This window comes from Paraburkholderia silviterrae, from assembly GCF_004353915.1.
Lineage (GTDB): Bacteria > Pseudomonadota > Gammaproteobacteria > Burkholderiales > Burkholderiaceae > Paraburkholderia > Paraburkholderia silviterrae.
In genome coordinates, this window is record NZ_SMRP01000004.1 from 304,033 (window position 1) to 328,393 (window position 24,361).

The following is a 24,361-nucleotide window of genomic DNA, read 5'->3' on the forward strand; positions in this document are numbered from 1 at the left end:
ATGCTCCCTTCGCTGCTCGCAAGAGACATTCAGACTGGTCTGAAACAGTTCCTCATATCGGCGTATGAGCCGGCCGATTCGTTCACTCATGGCCTGATGAGCCGCTTTGTCGAGGGCGAGGACAACTGGCTCAAGGGTCCCTATGTGCAGATTGGCCTTCCCTTCAGCATTGGTACGGCTGGCCATAAATTCTTCACGAGCTTCGACACCCAGTACGAGGGCTTCAGCCATCAAGAAAGGGCTTGGGAGCGACTGTCCAGTGACCGCAAAGCGCTGAGCGCACTGGTTGCCACCGGCACCGGTAGCGGAAAAACCGAGTGTTTTTTGTACCCAGTGCTCGACCACTGTGCCCGCGCCCGCGCGGAGGGCGAGGCAGGCATCAAGGCACTGGTCATCTACCCGATGAATGCACTTGCGTCCGACCAAGCGCGTCGTATTGCTGAACAGGTCGCGAAGGTGACCGCGTTTGCCGGATTGCGCGTAGGTCTGTACGTCGGCGGTCAAGTTGCATCACCTGGAGAAGGAACCGTGATGACCCCGCACGGCGTCATTACCGACCGCGAAACGCTACGCAAGAATCCGCCGGACATCTTGTTGACCAACTACAAGATGCTCGACTACCTGATGCTGCGCCCAAAAGACCGGCAACTGTGGGCGTCTAACGCAGCGACCACGCTACGCTACGTGGTGGTCGATGAGCTGCACACCTTCGACGGCGCCCAGGGCACGGACCTCGCGCTGCTGCTGCGCCGTCTGCGAGCGCGTTTGCAGATGCCGGAGAACCATCTCATCTGTGCGGGAACGTCTGCGACGCTTGGCGATGCTTCGGATACGAGTCCGCTGCGGCAGTACGCAGAAGAGGTGTTCGGCGTGGCTTTTCCGGAAGACTCGGTCATTACCGAAAGTCGCCAGTCGATGGACGAGTTTCTGGGCGATTCGACGGTCGATTACATGTTCGCCTATCGCCCGGAGGTGATGGAACATCTCAACCCGACACGCTATGCCAAGCCCGAGGAGGCTGTAGCGACGTGGTTTCCGCTGTTTTTTCTGGGCACTGCCGAGCTGCCGGATGTTCGCAATGCCGAATGGCGCCAGAAACTCGGGACGCTCCTCAAGCGCCACCAGTTGTTCGTCAACCTGCTTAGGCTCGCTAAAGACGGAACCGTCAGCTATCGGGAACTGACCGACGCCTTCGCACGCAGCATGCCGGCGGCGAGCAGCGACGATGTTGGCAAGGTTACCGATGCACTGCTCGTACTGGTTGCATGGGCTCGCCGCGAGCACGACCTGCCATTGGTCACGCTTCGCATCCAGCTCTGGATACGGGAGCTACGCCGCATGGTTGGCAAGCTCAGTACCGTGCCGGAGGAAATTCAGCTACACAGTGAGCGCGACTTGCCGGGCGAACGTGATGGCGTCTATTTGCCTATGGTGCAATGTAGCCAGTGCCGCACCACGGGGTGGCTGTCCCGACTGGTCGAAGGCAGCTCGCGTCTTTCCGTCAAACCCGACGAGATTTACAACACATGGTTTGACCGTCGGCCTGAGGCCACGCGGCTCTATGCCGCCGAGAGCGTTGGTCGCAGTCATGTCGAGGGCGTCCCAGCACGCGTGTGCGTGTCGTGCGGAACCATACAGCAGTCTCGAGATGCGTGCGTCGCGTGCGGCTACCAGGAGTTGCTGGACGTCTTCCGAGTCACGGCCAAGCGCACCCAGATGCGTGGCGAGGCCCAGTTCACGCTGCACGACACGACGTGCCCGGCTTGTGGCGAGGACGACAAGCTGCTGCTCCTTGGTGCCAGAAACGCGACGCTGGGTTCCCAGGTAGTGGAATCGAGCTGGGCAAGCGTCTTCAACGACGACAAGAAGCTCATCGCGTTCTCGGATTCCGTGCAGGACGCCGCCCACCGCGCTGGGTTCTTCGGCGCACGGACATACATGAACAACGTTCGAACGGCCCTGGCCCATGTGATGGATGAGCTTCAGCAGCCGGTTATCCCATGGAGCTTGTTCCTGGACGAGGTGGAGACGCGTTTCGGCACCGAAGGTTCGGTGCTGTACATGTCGCCGGAGACGGTGGTCTCGGAATTCATCGCGCCGAACATGACGTGGCAGCGAGACTGGGCAGTGGAACTGTTGCAGCATCAGCGCCTGCCGAACGAGAGCAAGCTGCCTGCGCGTGTAAAAAAACGCTTCCTCTGGCAGGCCTACAGCGAGATGACATACCACAGCCAGCGCGGGCGCACGCTTGAGCGGATTGGTAAGGCTGTGCTGTCGGTACCTTGGGCAGATGTCGAGGCTGTGGCGAGAAGGCTGACACCATCGTTGCGTGAGCAGTACGGTGTGCATGGGCTGGAAGTGCAGACTGTGACCCAGTGGCTGTGGGGCATGCTCACGCACATGCGTCGCCGTGGCGCCGTCATGCACCCCGAACTTGCCACCTACGCTGGCGACGGTAAGACCTATGCATTGAGTTTTTTGGGCGGACGTGCAGAATGGATGCCGAGGATGGGGGAATTTACGGCACGGCCAATATTCCTGACCCTCGGCAAGCAGAGCGGATTCGACAAGCTTACGGGCACGCGGCGGTCCACGTGGTACGACCGCTGGGCGTACGTTGTGCTGGGGCGCGATACGCTCCTGCCAAACGGTATTGCTCCAGACCTGTGCAAGGACGCCCTCTGTGCGATGCGCGACGCGGGCCTGCTGGTGATGACATCCCATCACCAAGGTGATACCTGGGCGCTGAATCCTGACCGTCTCGCGCTGTATTTGGATGTCTCGTTCATTGCAACCAAGGGCAGCAAGCGGCACCTGTCCGTCCCGCGCGAGTTCGCCGAGCATCTCATCGGTATGCCGTGCCTCGATGCCCCGGAATCGACCTACGAAGTGCCGGTGCCGGATGCCGCGAACTGGTGGGTCAAGCGCTTTAGCCAGGGCGACTTGCGTCGGGTCATCGCCGCCGAACATACCGGCCTGCTCGAGCGCAAGGAGCGTGAGGACCTTGAAGGCCGGTTCAAAAGCAGGCAACCAAAGCCCTGGTACGAAAACCTGCTTTCTGCCACGCCGACCCTCGAGATGGGCGTCGACATCGGCGACCTCTCGTCCGTGATGCTGTGTTCGGTGCCGCCGAACCAGGCAAGTTTTCTGCAGCGCATCGGTCGCGCAGGGCGCCGTGACGGCAACGCGATGGCCACGACGCTTGCCGACGGCAACAGCCCGCATGACCTGTACTTCTTTGCCGAAACCGGCGAGATGCTCGGTGGCGAGGTGGCGCCGCCGGGCGTGTTTCTGGGAGCTGCAGAGGTTCTGCGTCGCCAGTTGTTTGCCTTCTGCATGGATGACTGGGTGGCAAGCCTGACCAATACGGCAGCTCTACCGGAGAAGACTTCGCAGGCACTCGATGCGATGGAGCAGGCAAAGCAGGACCGTTTCCCGTACGTGCTGTCCGAATATGTGCTGCAGCACGAGCAGCGACTGTTCGACGGTTTTATTAGCCTGCTCCCGGATGCTGTCAGGAATAACGGCGCAGTCTGTGGACGGCTTGCTGACTTCATGCAGGGGCAGGGTGAGTCCGATGGCCTGCGAGCAAGACTGATTAAGTCCTTGACCGAATTGATGGAAGAACGGCGCGACTATAAGAAGCGCAAGGACGACCTCGACAAGCGCAAGGGCAAACTCCAACAGCGACCGCAGGATGACGCGACGCGGGAGGAAATCGACCAGTTGCTCCGCGAGCGAGATAAGCAGCTGGAACTCATCAAGGAAATCAACGGACGCGACCTGCTCAACACGCTGACTGACGCGGGCCTGATACCGAACTACGCGTTCCCTGAGGCCGGCATCGAACTGAAATCCGTGCTGTGGCGCAGGCGTGGGTCCGACGAGCCGGGCCAGGGCGGGTATGTCACACTCAACACGCTCAAATATGAACGGCCGGCACAGTCGGCGCTGTCCGAATTCGCTCCGGAAAATCGTTTCTACGCGAACCAGCGCAGGGTCGAAGTCGACCAGATAAACATGAATCTGGCGAGCACTGAGCCCTGGCGTTTCTGCCCTTCATGCCATCACATGCAGAATCTGGTCGTCGAGCCGGACGTACACATGACCTGTCCGCGTTGTAACGATGCGATGTGGGGTGATGCAGCGCAGAAGCGAACGCTGTTGCGCTTCAGGCAAGCTATCGCAAACAGTAACGACATTGAGGTCCGCATCGACGACAGTGCCGAGGACCGTGAGCCGAAATATTATGTTCGGCAACTGATGGCGGATTTTGGGCCAGGCAATGTCCGCAAGGCGTGGCAAATCAGTACCGGCCAGTTGCCGTTTGGCTTCGAGTTCATCGACCGTGTGACCTTCCGCGATGTCAATTTCGGCGAGCTCGCCAAGCCCGGTGAGAACTTCAAGGTGGCGGACAAGGTCTCGGCGCGACCCGGCTTCAAACTATGCCGCCACTGCGGCAAGGTTCAGAAGGCGCCAAGGCGCAATAGCGTCGCCGCGGAACAGAACCACAGCTTTGATTGCCAGAAGCGAGAAAGCAATGACCCTGCTGACTTGCTCGAGTGTTTGTACCTGTATCGCGAATTCGAATCTGAGGCGCTTCGCATCCTGGTCCCGTACACGAAGAACGGCGTTGATGAAGGGGTCGTCCAGTCCTTCATGGCCGCCGTTCAGTTGGGCCTGAAAAAGCGCTATGGCGGCAAGGTGGACCACCTGCGCATGGTGCTCCAGGACGAGCCTGGCAAGGACGGTGGGCCACGTCGCTTCTACGTCATGCTGTACGACTCGGTCCCAGGCGGAACGGGGTACCTGCAGGAGTTGCTGGAGCAAGGCGCGAAGACGCTGGGTGACGTGCTGCGTATGGCGTTGCAGGCCGTCACATCTTGCCCGTGCAACGACGACGCTGAAAAGGACGGTTGCTACCGCTGCGTCTACCAGTACCGCCTTGGCCGCAACATGGACCTGGTCTCACGCGACACGGCGAAGTCGGTCTTGGGTGAACTGGTTGGGGCGCTCGACAAGCTGCAAGCCGTCGAAACCATCTCCGACATATATATCAACCCGAATTTCGACTCGGTCCTTGAGGCCCGCTTTCTGGAGGGGCTCAAACGCCTCAGTGGTGTCGGGGACCTGCCGCTTATCAAGCTGGTCCAGGACGTGGTCAACGGCAAGGCGGGATACGTGCTCGAGGTTGGCAGCCAGCGCTACCGGATTGAACCGCAGTGCAATCTGGGTAGCGACGACGGGGTGGCGATACCCAGCAAGCCGGACTTCGTCATCTGGCCTTGGGCTACGTCAACCAGACGCCGGCCAATCGCGGTGTTCTGCGATGGCTGGACGGACCATCAGAACTGCGTGCGCGACGACGCGGCCAAACGTAGCGCCATCGTGGCGAGTGGCCGTTATTGGGTCTGGTCAGTAACGCACAACGATGTCGCCTCTGCGCTCAAGGGCGAACTCAACACCGACCTCGATTCACCGCTAGAATCGATGGGCCGCCACGATGGCAAGGTGGCCCCGGCGAGCGTTCCCCGGGCGCAGGAAAAGGCATTTACCCACCATGCGCTAGCCCGCCTGCTTGCATGGCTCGCCTCGCCCGCGTCACAGGAAGACGACCAGGGACTCAAACAGTTGCAGCGTAATGCGTTGTGGCTGGGTTTCCTGATGGTGCCGAACGACCCTGACGACCGTGCTGCGTGTGAGCACGCAAAAGCTCAATGGGTAGAACGCCTGCCTGAGCATGTACGGGCAGCCGGCAATGGATTTGCGCCGAGCGTATCGAAATCGCGGGACGCGCAATGTCGCTATTTCGGCAACTGGCCGCTGGTCATTGCCAAAACTGGGCTTGAAGCGCCATCTGGCTGGTCTGCACCCGGTGTACTGGTCCTGGAGGACATTAGCGTCGAGAGTAAGGAGGCCTTGCATACGGCCTGGCGTCAGTGGCTACACGTGTTCAACACGACCCAGACGTTGCCGGCGATGTGGCTCGTGACGACTTCCGGACTGGATGCGCATGATTACGATGTCCTGAGTCCGTCTGCAGCAGAAGGCGTCCTACCAGCCCAGCCGACTGCTGCAACCGCGCTGGGTGGCGCCTGGCAGGAAGCACTGGGGCAGGCGCTCGATGAGATGAAGGCCGGGCTGCAGAAGCTGGCCGAGGACGGTGCACGGATACCGGAACTAGGCCTTGAGCTCACTGACGAGAAGGGCAAGGTCGTCGCGGATGCGGAACTTTGCTGGGTCAACCGGAAACTCGCCGTATTGCGCGATGACCAGGCTGACCTCGCCCAGGAGTGGGCAGCAGCGGGCTGGACAGTCTTGGTCCTTGATGAATCAATGACCAGCATTGACGGGGGCGATTGGGTATCCGCCGTTGCCGTTAAGCTTGACCTCAACATGCCGAACGAGGAATCACAGTGAGTCTGAAGCCGAAAGTTGCCCTGAGCAGCGAATTTCTGGCACAGCTGGCGAAGCTGCCATCCAGCATCCATACGAAGGTTCTGAAATGGGCCATCGGGTTTCAGACCAACCCGACAAGTTCTGGTACCAACTACGAGAACATCAAGGATGCGCGTGACCCCAACTTGAAGTCCGTTCGCGTGGATGGTGACTGGCGCGGCATCGTCTTCAAGCCGTCGTCCGGTGATGTCTACGTGTTGCTCTACGTTGGTCCCCATGACGAAGCATACCGCTGGGCAGAAAACCGCAAGCTCACCATCAACCCGGTTACCGGTGCGATGCAGTTGATAACCCTCGAGCATGTGAAAGAGCACGCGCCGGCGAGTGAAGTCACGCAGCCTGCTGAACCGGCACTGACAAGCGCGGTGCAGGCCGCGCCGCCGCTCTTTACCGCGCTCGACGACCGGGAACTGATGAGTCTTGGGGTTCCCCAGGAGCTGCTGGGACCAGTGCGTTCGATTGCCAGCGACACCGAACTCGATGCAATGCAGGACCGTCTGCCTGTCGAAGCGTACGAGGGACTGTTTCTCCTCGCGGCGGGTGATACGGTCTCACAGGTTCTGACCGCGCGAGAAAGCCGCATCGACAAAGTCGTCGATACCGAAGACTTTGCGACAGCGCTGAATACGCCGGAGTCACAGTCGCGGTTCGTCGTCGTCGACGACGAAAACCTCGCGGCCATCCTGAACGCGCCACTCGTGCAGTGGCGCATCTTCCTGCATCCGTCGCAGCGCAAGCTCGCCGAGGGTGACCGTAGCGGCCCAGTTCGTGTACTGGGCGGCGCGGGCACTGGCAAGACGGTGCTTGCAATGCATCGTGCCAAGTGGCTTGCCGAGAACCGCTCCAGTGATGCGCAGAAAGTCCTCTTCACCACATTTACGCGTAACCTTGCGACCGACATTGAGCAGAACCTGCGCACGCTGTGCAGCGCCGCGACGCTCGAAAAACTGGAAATACGAAACCTCGATGCCTGGGTGCATGGCTTCATGAGAAGCAACAAGCTCGAACACCGTATCGTGTATGAGCGACAGCAGGACGGCCCCCGGCAGGCTTGGGAAGCAGCTCTCGCCGTGAAAGACAGCAGCCTCGACCTGCCGGAAAATTTCTATGAGCAGGAGCTTGAAAAGGTCATCCTTGCTCAGGGGATTACAACCCTTGACGAGTACCGGAAGGCGCGCCGCACTGGTCGTGGGGTGCTGCTCAGCCGCGCGAAGCGTGATGCAGTTTGGCCCGTCTTCGACGAGTACCGCGGCCAGCTCGCCTCCCGCAAGCTCAAGGAAGTGGACGACGCATACCGTGAGGTGACGTCAATGCTTGACGCGGACAATTCGCTCGCCCCGACTTACAGCGCCATCGTCGTCGATGAGACGCAGGATTTTGGCCCACAGGCGCTGAGATTGCTGCGAGCGATGATTTCCGAAGGGCCGAACGACCTGTTCTTTGTTGGCGATGGCCACCAGCGCATCTACAGCCGTCACCGGGCGGCGATGAGCAAATGTGGCATCGATATTCGTGGGCGTTCCAGGAAGCTCTACATCAACTACCGGACGACAGACGAAATCCGTCGGAAGGCGGTCGCGTTGCTTGAGGGCGTGGAAGTCGATGACCTCGACGATGGCCAGGACGAGTCGGGCCGGTACCGGTCGCTCACCCACGGACCTGCGCCAGTCGAAGTTCAAGTCGTTGGAATGGAGGAGGCGGGTGAGAAAGTCCGCGAATTCCTGCATCAGTGGCCAAAGGCGGAGGATGGCCAGTCACCTCACAGCTATTGTGTGGTGGCCTCCAGCGAAAAGAGCCGAGACACGCTCGCACTCCTGCTGCAAAAGGCCGGCGAGCGGACCGTCACGATTACCGCGCAGAGCAATCACACCGAAGAACAAGACGTGGTGCACATGGCCACGATGCATCGGGCGAAGGGCCTAGAGTTCGACTATGTCGCCGTTGTGGCTCCTGGTTCGTACGTCGGGGAGCAGAGCGAAGATAGCAATCGAAGACAGTTGCTCTATGTGGCGCTGACGCGAGCGAAGCGTGGGGCAATTCTGGTGTTGTGCTGATTGAAGCCAGGCTCAAAGCATTGGTATCCCTCATGAAGGTCGAGTCTGTGCTTGTGGTCAGGCGAACCGCGTTTTGTCACTTCTTTCCTGATAACCGGTGTTCTCGTGGCTGTCACTCGGGCTCGCGCAGCAGTAGCTTACTTCGGGTGTGCGAGACCCCAGCCTTTGCCACGTGCGTGGTGACGGAGGGAGCCATGGCCGACGAACTTCCCGTCGGGCATCTCCTCATCGGACGCTGACTGTTGCCTCGGCGCGGTTGGCTGCGGTCGATGCCATAAAGTGATAAACGCCAATTAGGTGTGAAAGAGGTAAGTGCTGGAGCGTTTGAGTTCATACTCGCGAGTCGTGGCCTCCCCTCTAACAGCGCATGGCAGCGTTCGGTACTGTATCCGCGAGATGTTCTGGAGGATGTAGTCCCGCAGCGGTGCGTTGTTACGTGTCCCAGCGCCCAACGGGGACGGTAGTAGCGAGCTCATTCGCAATGCAACGTTGCCACCGCTGCCGCAATAAACGAGGGCTTCTTCATTGCGCAGTTCGTAGACACCTGGGCCAAATGGTGCGACGAGAATTCCAAAGCTGCGCGGGTCGGGGAAGCCCCGCCAGTCTGACCAGTCGGGTGCCATGGGTGCGTCCTGTTGTTCGCTATAGCCTTCATGAAGAAGCCTGCTTTCAAAGGAAACGAATCCGGGTCGTCACCTGCTCCCACTTAATGGGCCCGATTCTCTGCAACTCCTGCATCAGGCGCCGCCGTAAGCGTCCGAGGGACTTGCGAGCATCGTCGACAGTCGCACAGTCCTTCTGCAAATACCAGTAGCTATCTGCGGCAATTGCTTCCAATTCTGACAAAGCATAGCGCCCGGTCTGCACTTCGAGAGCGAGACGCCGCACTTCCTCAAGTGGATGGCGGTGCCAGATACGTCGTAGCTCCTCGTCCAGCGGGGTTACAAACGGGGGAAGTCCGTACCTGCAACGTTCCGCGCGCGCTCGCCGCTCGCGGTGCCATGGAACGTCAGCGGTCGGCGGGTCCACAGATGGACCCGAGGTGTGATTTCGGTCGCGCCTAGTGTGCTCGAGCCTGTAGACGCACATGTCGGCGCTGCCTTCAGTTTGAAACTGACGTCAACGCACCTCATGAAGAGCATTTTCCTTGACCGCCCGCTCCCACTGTAACCGTGCGAGGGAAGGGGCTCGCCGAAACTGCCGAACTACCTTTTACGACTTACCGCCCTCGTGCCGCGCTGAATGCTATCTGAAAGAATTTAGGCGGCTTCTTGAAGCGGGCTGCGGCAATTTTCAGTGACTGGCGGTTTATTCTCGGTAGAGAGGTGAAACTGGCCATTTCGCGGGCCATCATTTTTCACATTATGGGAATTTGGTGCGGGCGAAATTTTCTCGAAGTTTTTTTGCCGGTTTTTGGAAGTGGCTGCCATTAGTCAATATCAGGCGCTTGAGGGGAGGCCATATGGCCCGAAAGTTGACGAAAAAAACCCTTGCTGGCCAGCCGTTGGTACGGCGCCCGCAGGTGGAGGCGGAACTGTCCGAGCTGCGCAAGCTTGGACAGACGGAACTGATTGAACGTATTCGCGGTTCTTCGGGTGGCGCTAAGGGGCGGTGCAGTACCGAGGCGATGATGGCCCTTCTTCGAGACGGGCAGTCCGAGCGGGTGCTCAACGAACTTATCGTTCGCATTCACAGCCGCTTTGCCAGTGTCGCTGAACACAAACTCAAGAGCCGCAACGCCTTTTCGGAAGAGGCTTTGGAGAATGTGATGAGCGCGTTTAACGAGGCGCTCGCCGCTGACATCGCGACGCGCTGTGAAAAGCTCGACTTCTTCGAGGCCTCTTTCTCACTCGCTGTTGCCGGTTTCATCCACAGCGAGGTGCGGCGAGAGATAAGCAGGCGTCTTCGTTACGTCTCGATGACTCCGACGGACGACGACGAGGACTCCGGCGCAGATGACGCGGACGCGTTTGTCGATGTCGACAGCCTGTCCCTTCGCTTGTCACACCCCGAACGTGAAGTCTTTACCCAGCAGCTTCTCGCAGTGTTGAGTCAGCTACCGAGGGAACTGCGCGACGTCGCCGTACCGCTGGCTCTCGGCGTACCAAAGGAATCGACTGACCCGAACGAGACGACGATTGCCACGATGTGCCAAATCAAGCGTCGCGCGATTCAGTATCGCCAAGAACGACTCGTGCAGAAGCTCGCTAACTTCAAGGAGTAACAGAATGTCCCACACCAAGCAGAACACGCCGGAAGTCGACGAAGTTCTTATGCAATTCGCGGCTGAGCGAAGCCTCCCCACGCCGGCTCAATTGCAACATTACATCCAGGAATTCCCGCAGTTCAAGGCGGAGCTTATTGAATTCGCGGCATCCCTCGTCGAAGACCAGTTCCATGGCGAACCTGTGGAAACCGAGACGAGCGAGGCTGCGGCTCAACGCGCTGTCAGTCAGTTCCAGAATCTGCGCTACGAGTACGCAAAACGAGGAGTTCCTGTGTCGTCGGCGAAGGCCGATAACCCTATTGCTCGGCTTTCCAAAGGAGAGTTCGGGGAGCTTGTCGCAAAACTCCAGTTACCTAAGCAAGTTGTGGCAAAGCTTCGAGATAGAAAAATCCGATTTGGAACCATACCGGAACGCCTGATAGATGCATTAGCTTCCGGTTTAGAGGTGGCTAGGGACGGAGTTATAGCGCACCTAATGGCGAGGCCTCAGATGGCGAGGCTTACAACCTCATCATTAAGTCCAGGAGAGCCACGTGAGACTCAACAGGAGTCCTTCGAGGAGGCTCTCGCATCAGCTTGTCTCCCTCCTGAGCAGGTATCTGAAGTGATGAAGCGCTTTTCAAATGAAATTTGAATGATAGAAGGCATTCCTAGGCATTTGGTCACAATCTGATGTGCATCCAGCTCCGATTGGAGCTTTTGTCGTCCCTGAAGATTTACGTCTGATGTCGGTCACTGAAGCGTTGGTACTCAACATTTCAGTGACCGACTTTATACAAGCCGGCTGATGCGGCTGCTTGTCACCTTTCTCCCCTCAAAAAACGTCGCTGCTGCCATTTCGAAGGCACAGACATTCGGCCGTCATCCAGTCGGCGACATTCCGCATAACCCAAAACTCTTGCGCGCGCATTGCCGGTTTCTGACGGTCGCTGCCATATCACTATTGACGGGTTCGTCGATGGTACGTTGGTCGATGCCGTTTGCCGACTGGTTGCGTAGCGCGAAGAGACTTTTTTGCGAATGCGTTGCCGGTTTATGGCGGTCGCTGCCATATCAATATTGAAGGGTTCATTGATGGCGGAAATGCCAGCTGTCAACCAGTCGTTGATGCCTTCGTGATGGAAATTTTTGCGATTGTATTGCCTGTTTTTGACAGACCCTGCCATATGTAATTAAGGCCACGACCAGCACCCGCCGAGAAGGCCAAATTTTAAGGATTGCAAATCACCATGCCTATCTTTTACCAGAAAGAAGATTCGCGCCAGGTTCATACCCTGGATGTTCCCGAGTACGTCACGCTCGTTGAAATTGTGCGCTCGGTCTCCGGTGGTGTGGAGGTAGACCTGAAGGTCTTCGAGGAGGACGGCGACGTCGTGCTCACCGAGGAGATGCTGGTCGAGATTCTCCGTTCCAAGCCGCACCCGAAGTTGCACTTCCACAGCCATCACGAGCTCAAGGTGACGGTCCACTTCAACGGTCGCGAAATTACCCGCACGGCACCGCCCGCCATGACGATTCACCGCTTGAAGCAATGGGCGGATGACAGGTTCGGCATCGACGCCGCGCACGCACCGGAGCACGTGCTGCAGCTCAGCGGTACGACCGAGCGCCCGGCAGGCTCGACGCACCTGGGCACGCTCACGCCCAAGCACCAGCACCACGTGTCGTTCGACCTCGTGCCGAACGAACGCTTCCAGGGCTAAACCATGGACGCAGCTCAACAACTGGTGACCCCCGATGCCCGCGCTTTCCAGGCGGACATCAACGGGCCGCTGTTTCAGATGGGGGTGGCCGACGGCAAGTGGCGCCTCCTGGCGCTCGGCTGGCCGTATGCGGTCATCGAGGTCACGGCGGCCGTCGGTGTGTTCGCGCTTCGCTTCGAGCTCACCGGCTTCTCGGCTAAGCCGCCGACCGCGCAGCCATGGGACCCGGCTCTGAACGGCCCGCTCGCCCATCACAAGTGGCCGCGCAGCAAGGGCGGTCGGGTCAAAGACGTTTTCCGGACCGATTGGCTGGGTGGTACTGCGCTTTACCTGGCGTGCGACCGACGCACCATCGAGGGACACCAGAATTGGGTGGCCCAGATGCCCGCCAGGTTGTGGAAACCCGGCGGTTCGATTGTCCAGTATCTCGAGGAAATTCATGTCCTTCTCAATTCGCAAGACTTTACGCCGCCTTTGGTCGCCGCAGCATAAGTTGGCCTGTTCGGCGCAGCTGTGGCGTGAGCTCGTGGAGGAACTGCGCGTGCGGAGTGCAGGCGTTCGCGAAAGCGGTGCCTTTCTGCTTGGACGTTGCGAAGAGGACGTTCGCACGATTACCGCGTTCGTTCTTTACGACGACCTGGACCCCAACGCACTCGAGTCTGGCTATGTGCACATCGACGGACGGTACATGGGGCGGTTGTGGGAAATCTGCCGCGAGCAGAAGGTGTCCGTCGTCGCAGATATTCACACGCATCCCGGTGGTTATGGGCAAAGCGATACCGACAGGAAAAATCCGATGGTCGCCGTGAAGGGGCATATCGGGCTCATCTTGCCGGACTTCGCTGCGCGCAAGTTTTCGCGCTCGAACATGGGCATCTACGTTTACCGCGGTTCCCACGAATGGGAAACGGTTGGTAAAGCCCGCAACCCTAGCTTCTTTTACATTGGCCTGTGAGGTGAACGTATGTCGTCCCAATATGATGCTGACTCGCTGCATCGAACCGTCAAACGGCTAATCGACAGCGGTCAGGCGAAGTCCTTCGAGGAAGCGCACGAGATTGCACAGAAGTATCAACTGCAACTCGAGCTGACGGCGCCGGCAGATTTTCACGAGCAGGTGGCCGCTCTCGCCGTCGTGATGCTCGGCCGCCGTGCTTTCCTCGGCGGCGTGTCGGTGTCGGGGTGTGGCGAAGCGACTCTGCATCCGTCGCTGGGCAGCGGTCAATCGCTTGCGGACGCATTGCACGAAGCGGGCGCGACCCTCGCCGACGCAGTGGCCGGCCGTCCGACGATTGCAATCGGCGGAGTGCGCGAGCGCAGTGCGCCTTTCCACGTGCGTTTGCTCATGTCAGGGTGGCGGGCCGGAACTGCGCCGGCTGACGAGCCGAACAGCATGGACGACGAGGCGGGTGGCTACGTCATGCCGCTGACTGCTGTCGCGGCGGCTGCCATCGCCGTTAGCCAAGCCTTTCAGCATGTGAGCGATGCGGCGCCGACCGGCTACGAGCCCGTCGGCATCTCCTTGTGGGCCCCGGCGGAGGTCGCGTGGGAGTTGCGCGACTTCGATGGGCCGGTGCTGCAGGTGTTGCCGTCGTCCGCCTGGTTGCTCGGCTTGGGCCATCTGGGGCAAGCATTCGCATGGTGCTTGAGCTTGCTGCCATACCCGAAGGATGCGCCCGAGCCACCCCACGTTCTTCTGCAGGATGTCGACCGCGTCGGTGTGTCGACGGAGAGCACTTCCGTGCTTACGGCAAAGCTCGATAAGGGGCGAAGAAAAACGCGCGTGGTCGCAGAGTGGCTCGAAAAACGCGGGTTCTCGACGGCCATCGTCGAGCGCTATTTCGATGGCGAGACGCGCAAAGGACAAGGTGAGCCGTCGCTGCTGTTCTGTGGCGTCGACAATCCAGAGGCGCGTCGAGCGCTGGACAACGCGGAAGTCAGCTTCATCGTCGAGGCGGGCCTAGGAAGCCGCCACGACGACTTCCAGAGCGTGCGCGTGCACACCTTCCCCGCGTCGCGCACAACGGCTCAGACGTGGCCGCGAAGGCCGCCGAATGAGCCCGTCATCGAAGGTCTGTATGCCGACCTCCTCGAAAAGGGCGAGCTTGGCCGTTGCGGCGTCGTGGAACTTGCGGGCAAGGCCGTCGGGGCCGCGTTCGTCGGCGCATTCGCCGCCGCTCTCTGCGTTTCTGAGGCGCTTCGCGTCCTGCACGGGAGCGCGTCGAGCGAGGTGCTTGATGCCGACATGTTCGCTCTTAAATTCCGCAGCGTGGTCATCAACGAACACGACTTCGCTGCACTAAATCCCGGGTTCATCGCAGTTCGATAACCCGGTCCTCGTCTCTCAGCTGAAAGACATACGAAGGAAGTGAACGATGAGCAACTTCGACAAGACGACTGTGAGCGTCAACGGTAAAGGGAACCACGTCGGTGACAAGGTGAACGTCACCAATAAGGTGACGAACAACAATAGCCACAACCACGTCACGAACATGTATCGCGAGCCCCCGCGCAGCGGCGGGGGAACGGACGGCGAGTTGCCGGCCGCCGTGCTCTTCGGTGCGCTCGCGGTCTGGCAATTCTTTCGCCACTACGAGCAGCTGATGTCGGCGATGCAGCACGCAATCGCTTTGGCCGTGGTACCGAGCCTCATCGCGGCGGTAATCGCGTACATCCGGGACAAGGACGCTCAGCCGGCGACAATATCGACGTTGCCCGCAATCGTTTTCGCGCTCGCGGGTTATCTGACGCTCCAGGTGATTGGCGACAACATCCCGAAGCCGGTTGAGGGCCTCGCCGCGAACGGGCCGGTCATCCAGTTCTGGCGGAGCCTGACCGAGTACGGCCGCCAGGTCGTCCTGCAGAACACCGCCGCAATCGTGTTCGTGTTGATGGCGACGGTCTCCAACGCACTCGCCGGGCTGCGGACCTTCGCGACGACGAACTACGGCTGGTTCGCTTGGCTCTGGAATTTGACGTGGCGCAACTCTCCCCGCCGGCACGTCTTCACTCAGGTGGTGTACCTGGGTGCTGCAGCGCTCTTTGCTTCCGGGAAGGCCGTTGCTGCATGGGCCTGGTTCCAGGACGCAATTCGGTCCGCTCTGAGCTGACGCTCGGCGCTCGGGCCAGTACTGCTGGTCGGCACGAAGCCGGCCCGCCCGAAAGGTTGACGGATTGTCCGCGATATAGTCTCATACGCACATTTTTCGCGGAACACTGCACGTGAAGCCTTCAAAGTTGCACCTTTTTGGCACTTTTGTGCAGCTATGCGAGTTCGCCCTCGATAAGGCTGCGGACCCCGAGCTCGTGCTGCAAGCAGCTGATGAGTTAGAGAAAGCTGGCGACGCAGACGGTGGACAGGCAATTCGCGACTTGGTGAGCGAAACGCTGAGCGCAAAAAAGGCGAAGCCTGTATCCAACCGCGTCGTGCACCTGTTGGGCGAAGAACTGACCCGGAGCTCTCGCATTCCTGTCGACAGGGAGACGTCGGCGCCCCTGGCGAGCATCATCGGCGGGAAGTCGTTGCCCACCGAAGGCCCCATCCTCCCGCCGAGGCTTGCTGGCGGCATCGAGTCATGGATAGTTGAGTGGCGACGGGCTGCAGAGCTGATGGAGGTTGGTATCGAGCCCGCGCGCAGCTGCGTCCTGTTCGGCGAGCCCGGTACGGGAAAGACTCAGCTCGCGCTTTGGCTCGCAGGGCAGCTTGGGCTACCCGTCATTCTCGCGCGTCTGGATGGGCTGATGTCTTCGTTCCTCGGGACGACGTCGAGGAACATCGGCAACCTCTTTGATTTTGCGAATCGACATCGGGCGCTGCTCGTTCTGGACGAGTTCGATGCGATTGCAAAACTGCGCGACGACCCGAACGAGGTCGGCGAGATTAAGCGAGTCGTGAACACGCTGCTGCAGAAGCTTGACGAGCGTGCCGAGCGCGGACTAACGATAGGAATTACCAACCACCCCCAACTCCTTGACCCAGCGGTCTGGCGGCGATTTGAGCTGCAGGTCGAGCTGCCGAAGCCCGAACTTGACGCGAGAATCGAGATAATCGGGCGCTATGCTGAACCGCTCGAATTCAGTCGCAGCCAGGCAAAATTATTGGCCGCGATACTTGAAGGAGTATCGGGCGCCGAGATTCAGGACGTGGTCAAGTCACTGAAAAAGAGTTGGATTTTAGATGGTGCGAAGCTATCCTTTGCTGAAAGATTGCAGACTGTCATGGGCATTCACGCCGCTCGAGTGCCCGGCGATGCAATTGGCATACTGAATTTGCCATTGCGAGAGCTTGCCCGTGCGTTTATTGAGCACTATGCGTTCAACACCGTAGAGCTCGGGGAAGTTTTTGGAGTCAACAGGACGACGATAAGCCGCTGGGTCGCTTGACCCGGTTCCGGGGAAAGTGATGGCTGGCGATTATCCACTCTTATACGTACAAAACCCGAAAGTCCTGCGTCAACCTCGCAAAGTAAATCCGGGTAGCAAGAAGACGGATTTCTTCGCTGACCGCGACGCGGCGTTCGCCGAGCTTCGGGCTGCTGTGACCTCTAGCCTGAAGGAAATTCAAGGGCAGTTGCGGCAGAATGCCGCCCGATTTTGCTCGTCGGGGTTCGTCAAGGTCAGACTTCAAGAGAAGGCTTGGGCGAAAACGCACCGGCCTGTGAAAAAGCTGTTCACGCCGCATAGCGCACCGGTTGTCGGAGGAGATGACATCGGTGAGCTCATCGTCCGCACAAGCGCCTTCGGGCTTGGTCAGGTTCTTGAAAGCGTTGGACGGGCCGATGACGCGACCACTCGCAAACGTGATAAGCATGGGCAATGGGTCGTAAATCCGAATCGCGAGCGTTCCGAAGTCGGCGCCCTCGAGAGTCTTCGCCTTTGGTCTGCCGCTGACCGGCGCCTGCCGGAATCCGAATACGCTGTTGCGACGTTCGCCGAAACAGGCTTGGCGCCGATGTACGCCGTTCGCCTGTTCGAACCTATCGCGGCATCTCTCGAAAAGCTGAAAGCCCCGAGAGGTGGCACGCGGTTCGAAGATGACCCGGCCGATTCTTTCGTTCGCTCGTTGAAGGAGCTGTCGAATACGCTCGGGGTATATGTCGTCCTCGAAGAGACTCTCCCGACGATTCACCTGGCGTACATTGGACTAACTGATTCACCGGGTTTTGCGGTCATCCGCGGCGTCTCCGAACTTTCGAAGTTCGGCGAGCAGTTGATGGCGGATGGCGACTACTCGGATGATTCCCACCACCGACTGCTGTCGCTGCTTGGTGAGCACCCGAATGTTCGCACGGTCGCCGTGCCGCGCATCCTCTCATCTGACCGGACGCCCACCCTCAACGCATCGGCCGTTGCCCAACGGGTTCAGCGTAAGGCGACCGTCATCTCGGTCACCCCAGCACCCATTCCTGAGCCTGAGGAGCACGTCGCGTATCCGATGGTCGCGGTTGTTGACGGCGGCATTTCGGACAAGTTCAGTGCTTGGGTCAAGGCAAAGTACGGGAAGATACCGGCCAACCACCGAGACCTTGACCATGCCACGAATATTGCGGGACTGCTCGTTGGGGCGAGACATTTCAATCCTGAATACGGGGTTCGCTTCGAAGAGAACGGTTGCTGGTTAATTGACGTCGCGCTTCATACGAAGGATGCGTACTTCGGGAAGCACTACGGCAACGGGTCCGCGAAGTTCATGGATGAGCTTGAACGCATCGTCGCGGAGTGCCGCAGGAAGTATGGAGTGCGTGTATTCAACTTCAGCCTCAACAACAAAGAGGACGTGATACACAGCGGGTTCAGTGAGGAAGCGACGCGGCTCGACAAGATTGCCCACGAGCATGATGTGTTCTTTGTCATCTCCGCCGGGAATATTCGAGACGAGGACAGGCGGCCAGAATGGGACAAGGTCATATCAGTCGCAGCCGCTCAATTGATTGAAAGCAAGTCGGACACACTGTGGGGACCGGCGGACTCGCTGTTGAATATTTCCGTCGGCGCAATGAACGGCGCTGGCGTCAAGGACTGCCTCCCAGATGTACCAGCGCGCTACAGCAGACGCGGTCCGGGTGTGCGAGGTTCGGTGAAGCCGGACGTTTGCCATATTGGTGGCGCCGACGGCAAGAACGACCTCTCGGGCCTCTCTAGCGTCACGGAAGATGGGATGCTGGCAGCGGTGAAGGGAACAAGCATGGCAGTCCCCTTGGTTGCGAAAACCCTCGCTGCGCTCGATATGGAGCTTGCGGGCGTCGCACCGCGCGAAGTTGTGCAAGCGCTCTTTTTGCACAATACCTACTTCGAAAAGCCGTTCCAAAGTCAGCAAGCTCGACGGATTGGCCGAAGCTTGATTGGTTTCGGCTATCCCCGGGCAAGCCATCAATCGCTCATGCTCGACAGGCATACGTTTGGCGTAGTCGTTCACGACAATCTGCAGGTCGATGAGAACACAATTATTGATTTCAGATGGCCCAAAGAGCTTGTCGATGCAACAGGTCGTTGTCGCGGTATTGCACGCCTCACGCTCGTCTACTCGCCCCCCCTTGACTTCAAATATGGAGCAGAAGTCGCACGTATCAATCTCGAGCCAGCGCTCCGTCAGCGGAACCCGAATGCCAAGGTCGCGCGCGAGGATGAGGAAGATGACGACTTTGATGACGAAGAGGACGTAGGAAAAGTTGGGTGGATTGGACGCGCGAAGCCGGTTCACGCGCACGGATTAAAACGAACATCCAGAGAGGCTGCGCTGCTGGTGGACGGGTTGAAGTGGAGTCCAGTGAAGGTTCTTGAGGGTAGTTTCAAAGGCATTGGTCGCTCGCCGGAATGGCGGCTGAGTGTCAACTATGTCTTGAGGGACCAGGCAGAGTTTCCTAAAGAAGGCATCCCCTTCGCGGTCGTGTTGACAATTACCGACCCGGCTGGCGCAGCCAACGTTTATGGGGACCTCGCGCAAGAACTGGTGGCCACCTCTGCAGTTCGAATGAACGATATTCGCGCCGCGATGCGTATTCGCCCGCAGGCTAAGTAAAAAGAATTTCCGGAAACAAAGAAAATGTCTGAACAAAGCAAGCGATATATCGTCCTGGCGAGGACCGTCGAGGAGACGGAGTTTGTAGGTCCTTTCGCGCAGTCTGGTCGCAAGCAAGGTGCCCTGCGTTCGCTGCTCCACAAGGCCTTCCCGCAGGGTGCACAGATTTCTGTGACTTCTTCGTCGGTCGATGACGGTGTTGCAGTCCTGGAGTTGACGGATGCACAGGCGCGCGCCTTTGAGGAGGCAAACGCGGGCGTTACGCTCCATCCTGTACGCACGTATCGCCTTGCCGCTGTCGACCTAGACCGCGTCCTGATGGCAGGGGCTCCCTTTGATTTTGGGGCGCTCACCTGGACGGCGGGGAAGCCTTTCAAAATCAAGGTGTGTGACTCGAACGGAAATCCGATTGCCGGAGCGTCGGTCACGCTGAAGGAGCCAGGCGCTGCTGAACCTCACGCAGCCGTAACGAACAGCCGTGGGCGCGCGACGATTAACACGACGAGCGGGCATGCAGACTATATCCGAGTCGCTCCCTTCTCGGATTTTTGGGCGGAACTGCGGCGAGGCGTCACGTCGACGAAGACGGTCAATTTCACGCTGGAGAGCCTGACGCCAGCAACCGCGGATTGTCTGAAATATCACTGCTCACAAGCACTTTGCCCGGAGGCTTGCCAACCGGATGCGCCGAAAGTCAAGGTTGCTGTCATTGATACCGGCATAGACGAACACTGTGACCTCATGAATGTGTCCGAACGCACGTCCTTCACGCAGGCCGACGAGGATGATGACCTTGGTGACAATGGCACTGGGCACGGAACACACGTCGCCGGGATTATTGGCGCCAACGGCGCCGCAAGAGGGTTGGCGCCGAATGCAGAATTGATTAGCATCCGGGTCTTTGAGCGCAACTCCGGCGCAACTGACACAACGTACGTGTACGATGGAATCAAGGCCGCCGTTGATGCCGGCGTTGATGTTATCAACCTGAGCCTCGGGCAGGAATATGAGGACGCAGTCCTTCAGGCTGCCATTGAGGACGCGGAAGCGGCCGGCATATTGGTTGTAGCAGCATCAGGAAACGAAGGGAGCGACGTCCCTCAATATCCCGCCGTCTACTCGAGTGTTGTTTCGGTAGCAGCTTTGGCCCGCCGTGGAACGTTTCCTGCTACCTCAGTGCATTCGGTGCACCAACCTCGGGTAATTGGTAGCGATAAGGATGACTACGTTCCAGATTTCTCGAACTGGGGGAAGGTAGACCTTGCAGCGCCCGGTGTCGCAGTCATTTCGACCGTCGGCACGGTGGGATACGCTGCGCAGGACGGTACTTCAATGGCGTGCCCTGTGGTGTCCGGACTTGCCGCGAGGTTGCTGGAGTCGTCGCCCAAGTTGAAAGGTCGGCCGCGCAGCCCCGAGCGGTTGGCTGACTTGAAGGAGTTGCTATACGACCAGTGCAAGTTGCTGGGTTTCGGGGCGCCTGATGTTGGTAAGGGGTTGCCTCACATGGGTGGAGGAACGTCATGAGCCGCTTTGTTCTGGTGTTCAGAGGTCCAGGAGAGATTCCGCAGGACGAGCTCCGCTTGATTCGCGAGCACGCTGGCGTGCGAATCCTCGACATGCGCCCGTCGAAAGCAGTGGTGCTTGAGGTGGATGGACCGGCCAGCGACTTGTTGGCTGACGTCAAAAAATTGAAGCATTGGGTAGCGAGCGAGCAACGAACTTACAGGCTAGCCTGAACCCAGAAGCCTTTAAAGAGAGAGCGTCGGTCGCCACAGGACGATTATCGCCCTGCTGCCGCTCGCTTGGCTGTCGGGTGTTTAGCTGTGGCGGGTGCTCCTGCCGCTCGCTTGACCGCCGGATTTTTAGTGGTAACAGGCGCTCCTGCCGCTCGCTTGGCTGCCGGATTTTTAGTGGCAACGGGCGCTCCTGCCGCTCGCTTGGCTGCCGAATTTTTAGTGGCAGCGGGTGCTCCTGCCGCGGTCTTGACGGCGCCTGCACGACGAGTAGTTCCAGACTTTTTGGTGAGCACTGACGCGACCAGCGATGCGACCAGCGGTGCGCCCGCCGACGCGAATACTGGCGCGACCGCCGCCGCGCCCGCAGCCGCCACTGCTGCCTTCGCAGCTGCCTTATCAATGACTACCTCGCCGTCAGCCGTACCCTTGGCCACCTGCATGCCAATGCGCAGATAATTGCGAAGAAGTTCGTTTTTGCTCGTGCGGAGGTCGAATGCCTCGTTCCGCAGCTGGTCGTCGACCTCGGGGTCGATGTAAACCGTGCGGAGGACGAGATTTTTGTCTGTCACTGTCATGATGCTTCCCTGTGCCGGGCCGTAGCCCACGTGTTCATATGTATACGTATACACCTTTGCTGGGGGGGCATCAAGGTGCGCCGAAGGCAGGCTGTATTCAGATGTGAGCCTTTATCACCCGGTCAGCCATAGCACCCAACACCATCAGGCTGCCAAATCCGGGGCCGACATTGCTTGAGAGCATCGGGGCATGTAAGGCAGGATAGGCGTCCCATGGCTGACCGGTCAACTGGAGGCCGTTCGCCATGCTTATCTGCCACTGGTCGCGCTGCTTGGCTCTTTGGCGTTTCGTTCGGAGCGGGGCGGGAAGCCCACGTACGAGGGAGAGGAACCACCAGGCGTCGAATCCCGACGCGTCAATTAAAAGCGACGGCCGCAACTGGACCGTTACACCATCGTCGCGTCGCACGGACAGCTCAATGTCGCCAGACGTCGGCACCGAGATTGTCTGAGCCCGGCCAACGACCATCGTGAAGTTGGTCGCGGATGACACGTGGTCCATCACCGTCGCCCACACAACCCCGCGATTCAACCGGTCGAAAAACGCTTTGCGCAATTCGGACGATAGTGTCAGCCATTGCTCCTCGTCAGTGAACAGCCGGTTTTCAAAGACACTGTCGACCCGTGTGTAAAGGGTTGGCTGGCCTGCCACCAACTGGATGGGCAAATCCCGTGCACCATTGGCGACCAGCCATGAAAGGATGGCCGCGGCGGTGCCGCCCGCACCGACGATAACGATGGGATTATCTGAATACTTGCGTACTTCCTTGGCAAATTCCAGTCCCTTAAGGACCTCGTCGCGGCGTGACCAGAAATTACTGCCATCAAAGATTCTGTCTCGCGGCACAGTTGCGCTCCTGGCGGGCTTCACAGGCAGGCGATTGGCCGGACCTGGGCCGGTTACGACGACGGCGTTGAATCTGGTTCGGTGTGTCGAAGCGCTGCCGCTCTTCCTCTGGCTGTCGATGCGCCAACGCTTGTCATCGGTGTCTTTATCGAGGGCGGTCACGCGCTTGTTCACTACCGTCGCCTCTGACTCCACTATGACCCACTGGAGGTAGTCTGCAAAATGCTTGTGACGTGGAGGCTTGCGACCGGCGTCGACCCAGGTGCTGTAACCGTGCTCATATCCCGGCGTGCGTCCATGCAGGAACGTTCCCCACGAGAAATTCGATGCCATGGCGACGTCGACCTCGCTGCCGAACATCGACTTGTACGGGTAACCGACATCTCGCTCTGCAATCGTGCACAAACGTTGTTCACCATCCGTGTAGCCAGTATCCCTTCCTGACCAGTAGGCCCCGATGTGTTCGGCCTCGAAGATGGTCACCCGAACGTTGGCGATTCCAAGGTCTCGCAGAACCTTGGCTTTGGCCGCGATTGCCGCTGCTTTGGGGCCACCACCAATAACCGCTATCTGGACGCGGCGGGATTTTGTCGTTTTGCGAGCCGTTGGTGTGGACATGTTTCTGGTTTCAGTGCCATGTACGAGATAACCGGCACTATGCCCTCTGCGTTTGGAGTGAGTCAACCACAGCGGGTGTCGCCCGGCCGAGCATCACTATTCGCCACGGAAGAGAACTTCATTGGCGAATAGTTATGCAGCAAATAGGTCCAGCTGTGCGCCCTTCCTGTGACGTACGCACCGATGGGTCTTGACCCGCTCGGCGACATCCGGATTGGCCTTCAGGTAACCGTGCACTTAAGTGACAGACGACAGTCGGGAAGCCAGGTGCAACCGGCGTGCTCGGACATTGTCGGATTGATGCCTACTTCTACGTAGACACGCGCCGGCGCATTAGACTCCTGTCCCCCAAGGGGGCTCGCGCTGGCCGCCTTCGGCCAGCGCTTACTCGCAAGAGAGTCGAGTGAGTCCGTTTACGTAAGGCATGAAACCAACGCTCAGCCGTTCGGTCTTGCAGCCCTCACAGGCTTCGATTCGTTCTATGGTGCCTAAATGCGAGCACTACGTGGCAGCTTCTTTTTCGAACATTGACAGTATCGAAAGCGCGCCAATCTGCCAGTCTAATAAAACGGATGTTGCCAGAGCAGCCGAAATTTACATGCATTCGGATTCAGCAAACTCGATTAGGTATTCCGCCTCCTGTTGTACGAGGGGCCATGCTTCGAGCAGAAGTCGCACGGCTTCGTCGACGACGTCGTAACTCAGTGCGCAGTCGTCGACGTCCGTGATGTTCATTGACGCGAGGTCCGATGCTGATGCCTCTCCTCCGGTGATTTTGAAGAACAGGGTATCTGCCAATGCGCCAACGTCATCAGTTTCGCCGCTCAGAATGTCCTCGGCCAACAGGCCAGCCATACCAACTATTGCCTTCCAGTTCATCGGTAGGTCAGGAGCGGGAAACCCGTTTGCAATCGCAATCTTGCGTACCTCTTCGGGGCAGGTCCGGGGTCGAAACTGTCCACACCAGGCCTTCTCCGCTGGATTTCCACTCTCGTTTCTCCATATGACTGCGTCGCCGCTGCCGCCGAAGCGCTCGTAAAGTATCTTGTGGCCGGCCTCGTGGTAAGCAGCGTTGCGCAGTTCTTTAGCAGCAATCTGGTCGTCTGTGAGGTGAGTCATGTTCG

General features: G+C 59.1%; 16 protein-coding genes. 13 read left to right on the forward strand and 3 right to left on the reverse strand.

Features of this window, described 5'->3' with window-relative positions:
• From EYW47_RS11710 to EYW47_RS11770, 13 genes are all read left to right on the forward strand, one after another.
• On the forward strand, positions 1 to 6,420 hold the full coding sequence (locus EYW47_RS11710) for a DEAD/DEAH box helicase (RefSeq protein WP_133195002.1): 6,420 nt from the start codon (positions 1 to 3) through the stop codon (positions 6,418 to 6,420).
• The gene (locus EYW47_RS11715) at positions 6,417 to 8,513 is read left to right on the forward strand and encodes a UvrD-helicase domain-containing protein (protein WP_133195003.1); all 2,097 of its coding nucleotides are present in this window, start codon (positions 6,417 to 6,419) and stop codon (positions 8,511 to 8,513) included. Before EYW47_RS11710 ends, EYW47_RS11715 begins: the two co-directional genes overlap by 4 nt.
• 1,462 nt (positions 8,514 to 9,975) lie before the next feature.
• Entirely contained in the window at positions 9,976 to 10,737 is a 762-nt protein-coding gene (locus EYW47_RS11720; RefSeq protein ID WP_133195004.1) for a hypothetical protein, read from the forward strand.
• 4 nt (positions 10,738 to 10,741) lie between these two features.
• The gene (locus EYW47_RS11725) at positions 10,742 to 11,374 is read left to right on the forward strand and encodes a hypothetical protein (protein WP_133195005.1); all 633 of its coding nucleotides are present in this window, start codon (positions 10,742 to 10,744) and stop codon (positions 11,372 to 11,374) included.
• A gap of 595 nt (positions 11,375 to 11,969) precedes the next feature.
• A complete protein-coding gene (locus EYW47_RS11730; RefSeq protein ID WP_133195006.1) occupies positions 11,970 to 12,443 on the forward strand; it encodes a hypothetical protein in 474 nt (157 codons plus the stop codon).
• A gap of 3 nt (positions 12,444 to 12,446) precedes the next feature.
• Positions 12,447 to 12,935: a DUF7665 family protein gene (locus EYW47_RS11735; protein WP_133195007.1), complete on the forward strand. Its 489-nt coding sequence runs from the start codon at positions 12,447 to 12,449 to the stop codon at positions 12,933 to 12,935.
• Positions 12,883 to 13,398, forward strand: coding sequence for an MPN domain-containing protein (locus EYW47_RS11740; protein WP_133195008.1), 516 nt, complete (start codon positions 12,883 to 12,885; stop codon positions 13,396 to 13,398). Before EYW47_RS11735 ends, EYW47_RS11740 begins: the two co-directional genes overlap by 53 nt.
• Before the next feature lie 9 nt (positions 13,399 to 13,407).
• Entirely contained in the window at positions 13,408 to 14,772 is a 1,365-nt protein-coding gene (locus tag EYW47_RS11745) for a thiamine biosynthesis protein ThiF (RefSeq protein ID WP_133195009.1), read from the forward strand.
• Between the two features lie 46 nt (positions 14,773 to 14,818).
• Complete coding sequence (locus tag EYW47_RS11750; protein ID WP_133195010.1) at positions 14,819 to 15,553, forward strand: hypothetical protein; 735 nt, start codon at positions 14,819 to 14,821, stop codon at positions 15,551 to 15,553.
• A gap of 112 nt (positions 15,554 to 15,665) precedes the next feature.
• Positions 15,666 to 16,826, forward strand: coding sequence for an AAA family ATPase (locus EYW47_RS11755; RefSeq protein WP_133195011.1), 1,161 nt, complete (start codon positions 15,666 to 15,668; stop codon positions 16,824 to 16,826).
• 19 nt (positions 16,827 to 16,845) lie between these two features.
• Positions 16,846 to 19,461 (forward strand): S8 family serine peptidase, encoded by a 2,616-nt coding sequence (locus EYW47_RS11760; protein WP_133195012.1) that lies wholly within the window; start codon positions 16,846 to 16,848, stop codon positions 19,459 to 19,461.
• Positions 19,462 to 19,485: 24 nt separating this feature from the next.
• A complete protein-coding gene (locus EYW47_RS11765; RefSeq protein WP_133195013.1) occupies positions 19,486 to 20,985 on the forward strand; it encodes a S8 family serine peptidase in 1,500 nt (499 codons plus the stop codon).
• On the forward strand, positions 20,982 to 21,197 hold the full coding sequence (locus tag EYW47_RS11770; protein ID WP_133195014.1) for a hypothetical protein: 216 nt from the start codon (positions 20,982 to 20,984) through the stop codon (positions 21,195 to 21,197). The genes EYW47_RS11765 and EYW47_RS11770 overlap by 4 nt, the downstream gene beginning before the upstream one ends.
• 44 nt (positions 21,198 to 21,241) lie before the next feature.
• Here the strand turns inward: EYW47_RS11770 and EYW47_RS11775 are convergent, their stop codons facing one another.
• The 3 genes from EYW47_RS11775 to EYW47_RS11785 all read right to left on the reverse strand — a co-directional run bounded on the left by EYW47_RS11775 (position 21,242) and on the right by EYW47_RS11785 (position 24,356).
• Positions 21,242 to 21,772: a hypothetical protein gene (locus EYW47_RS11775; protein ID WP_133195015.1), complete on the reverse strand. Its 531-nt coding sequence runs from the start codon at positions 21,770 to 21,772 to the stop codon at positions 21,242 to 21,244.
• A gap of 97 nt (positions 21,773 to 21,869) precedes the next feature.
• The gene (locus tag EYW47_RS11780; RefSeq protein ID WP_133195016.1) at positions 21,870 to 23,237 is read right to left on the reverse strand and encodes a SidA/IucD/PvdA family monooxygenase; all 1,368 of its coding nucleotides are present in this window, start codon (positions 23,235 to 23,237) and stop codon (positions 21,870 to 21,872) included.
• A gap of 594 nt (positions 23,238 to 23,831) precedes the next feature.
• The gene (locus tag EYW47_RS11785) at positions 23,832 to 24,356 is read right to left on the reverse strand and encodes a hypothetical protein (RefSeq protein WP_133195017.1); all 525 of its coding nucleotides are present in this window, start codon (positions 24,354 to 24,356) and stop codon (positions 23,832 to 23,834) included.
• Between the last annotated feature and the right edge of the window lie 5 nt (positions 24,357 to 24,361).